This window comes from Hansschlegelia beijingensis (assembly GCF_045505405.1).
GTDB lineage: Bacteria > Pseudomonadota > Alphaproteobacteria > Rhizobiales > Methylopilaceae > Methylopila > Methylopila beijingensis_A.
Genome location: NZ_JBJKEX010000440.1, coordinates 1 through 2,271, shown reverse-complemented (window position 1 = coordinate 2,271; position 2,271 = coordinate 1). Strand labels below are relative to the sequence as shown.

Genomic DNA, 2,271 nt, shown 5'->3' with positions numbered 1-2,271 from the left:
TTGATCTGGTAGCCGCCGGGGACGAAGGGGCGGACGGGCTCGAAGATCATGACGCCAGCGCCCTTTCATAGGTGGAGAGCGCCGAGCAGGCGCCGCATTTGGCGCAGCCGGCCATGCTGCGGCGCGCCGCCGGCTCGTTCCCGCCGATGCCGCCCGAGATGCCGGGCGCGTCCAAGACCTATTCGCTGCCGATCAACTTCTCGGCACGCTGAGCGGAGCCGTCAGAGGTCCTCGCGGACCTTGGCGGCGGGCGCGCCGGCGGCCCCGGCCGCCGCGCGGACCTTCAGCTCGGACTTCGGGAGCTTCTGGGCGATGCCGTAGAGCCGCTCGCGGCGGTCCATCTCGTCATAGACGTCCTGCGGCGTGACGCCGGCCGCCGACCACAGCACGACCAGATTGTAGATCAGGTCGGCGCTTTCCCGGATCAGCGCCTCGCGCTGGCCGCTGACGGCTTCGATCGCGACCTCGGCGGCCTCCTCGGCCACCTTCTTCGCCATCTTGGGCACGCCCTCCTGCCGCAGCTTGGCCGTGCGGGAGGACGCGGGGTCCGCTTCGCTGGCCTCGCAGACTGCGGTGAACAGGCGGTCGATCGAATCAGGCATCGGGAGCGGCTTTCCAGCGAACCTCATGAGGAGACGACCCACCAGTTCACGAATCGTTAACATAACGGTGGGCGCTCCCTTCGACATCAGATAAGCGCGTCTTCCCGGCCCGCCACCAGTCGATCAAAGGCGCAGGCCCGATCGCTTCGACTGCGTCCCCCGCATGACGCGCCGCCCCAAAGCGCTTATAGTCCATTCACCTGCGGGCCTCGCGCCTGCGCCATCTCTGGACCTTTCATGCCGCTCCTCAACACAGCCGTTCTCTTGGGCCTCGTGCTCTTGAACGGCTTCTTCGCGTTGTCGGAGCTCGCGGTGGTCTCGGCTCGGAAGCCACGGCTGAAGATGCTCGCGGACGCCGGCGACCGCGGCGCCGAGCGCGCGCTCCGGCTCGCCGAAGACCCGAGCAGCTTCCTGTCCTCCGTCCAGATCGGCATCACGCTCATCGCGATCCTGAGCGGCGTCGTCGGCGAAGCGGCCTTCTCGGACCCGCTGGCGACGCTGCTCGCGGCCTATACCCCACTCGACGCCTATGCGCGGCCGGTCGCAAGCGCGGTCGTGGTCATCGGCATCGGCGGGCTGTCGCTGATCCTCGGCGAGCTCGTGCCGAAGCGCATCGCGCTCTCCAACCCCGAGCCGATCGCCGCGTTCGTCGCCGGACCGCTGACGTTCCTGGCCCTGATCGGCCGCCCGATCGTGGTCGTGCTCGGCGTGACCTCCAGCCTGATCCTGAAGCTCCTCCGCGTTAAGGAGCAGGACGGCAGCAACGTCACGGAAGAGGAGGTCCGCAGCGTCATCGCCGAGGGCGTCGCCGCCGGTTCGATCGAGCCGGTCGAGCGGCGGATGATCGAGGGCGTGCTGGGCCTCGCGGACAGGCCGGTCCGCTCCATCATGACGCCGCGGCGCGAGGTGTTCTGGGTCGACATCAGCGACGATCTGGCGACGGTCCAGACCGAACTCGCCGAGAGCCCGTTCTCCCGCATCGTCGTCGGAAAGGACGGCTCGGCCGACGACCCGGTCGGCATCCTGCACAAGAAGGACGTTCTGGCGGCCCTGATCCAGGGCAAGAAGTTCGACGTCGCCTCCTACGTCCGCGACCCGCTTTACGTCCCCGAGGGGGCCTCCGCGCTGAGCCTGCTCGAGCTTTTCAAGTCCCAGCCCTCGTCCACCGCCTTCGTGGTCGACGAGTTCGGCAGCTTCGAGGGCATCGTGACCTCGCACGACGTGCTCGGCGCGATCGCCGGCGCGCTGCCCGAAGAGCACGAGATCGGCGAGGCGCAGGAAATCCGCCGCCGGGACGACGGCAGCTACATGGTCGACGGGCGCGCGTCGCTCGACGCCGTCGCCGAGACCTTCGGCGTGACGGTGCCGGCCCATGCGCAGAGCGATTTCCACACGGTGGCGGGGCTTGTCATCGCGGAGCTTGGCCGCATCCCCAATGAGGGCGACACGATCGACGTGTCCGACTGGACCGTCGAAGTCGTCGACATGGACGGTCCCCGGGTCGACAAGCTGCTGTTCCGCGCGCGCGGGGCGCCGGCCGAGGCCGGGATGACGCCCGCCGGCGCAGGCATCTAACGCTCGGGCCGAACGAGGCCGCGATGGAACAGCCGCGCGCCGCAGCAGAGACCGCCCTCGAGCCTGATACGAGGCCCGCGAGCGCCGCTGCGCC

General features: G+C 69.3%; 3 protein-coding genes. 2 read left to right on the top strand and 1 reads right to left on the bottom strand.

Features of this window, described 5'->3' with window-relative positions; all coding sequences use genetic code 11:
- The first annotated feature begins 71 nt into the window (after window positions 1-71).
- Window positions 72-212, top strand: coding sequence for a hypothetical protein (locus ACIKT0_RS17285; RefSeq protein ID WP_407106596.1), 141 nt, complete (start codon window positions 72-74; stop codon window positions 210-212).
- Between the two features lie 9 nt (window positions 213-221).
- Here the strand turns inward: ACIKT0_RS17285 and hisE are convergent, their stop codons facing one another.
- A complete protein-coding gene (gene hisE / locus ACIKT0_RS17280) occupies window positions 222-602 on the bottom strand; it encodes a phosphoribosyl-ATP diphosphatase (RefSeq protein ID WP_183395008.1) in 381 nt (126 codons plus the stop codon).
- A gap of 237 nt (window positions 603-839) precedes the next feature.
- On the opposite strand from hisE, the gene ACIKT0_RS17275 reads away from it, so the two are divergent.
- On the top strand, window positions 840-2,177 hold the full coding sequence (locus tag ACIKT0_RS17275) for a hemolysin family protein (protein WP_407106595.1): 1,338 nt from the start codon (window positions 840-842) through the stop codon (window positions 2,175-2,177).
- The last annotated feature ends 94 nt before the right edge of the window (window positions 2,178-2,271 follow it).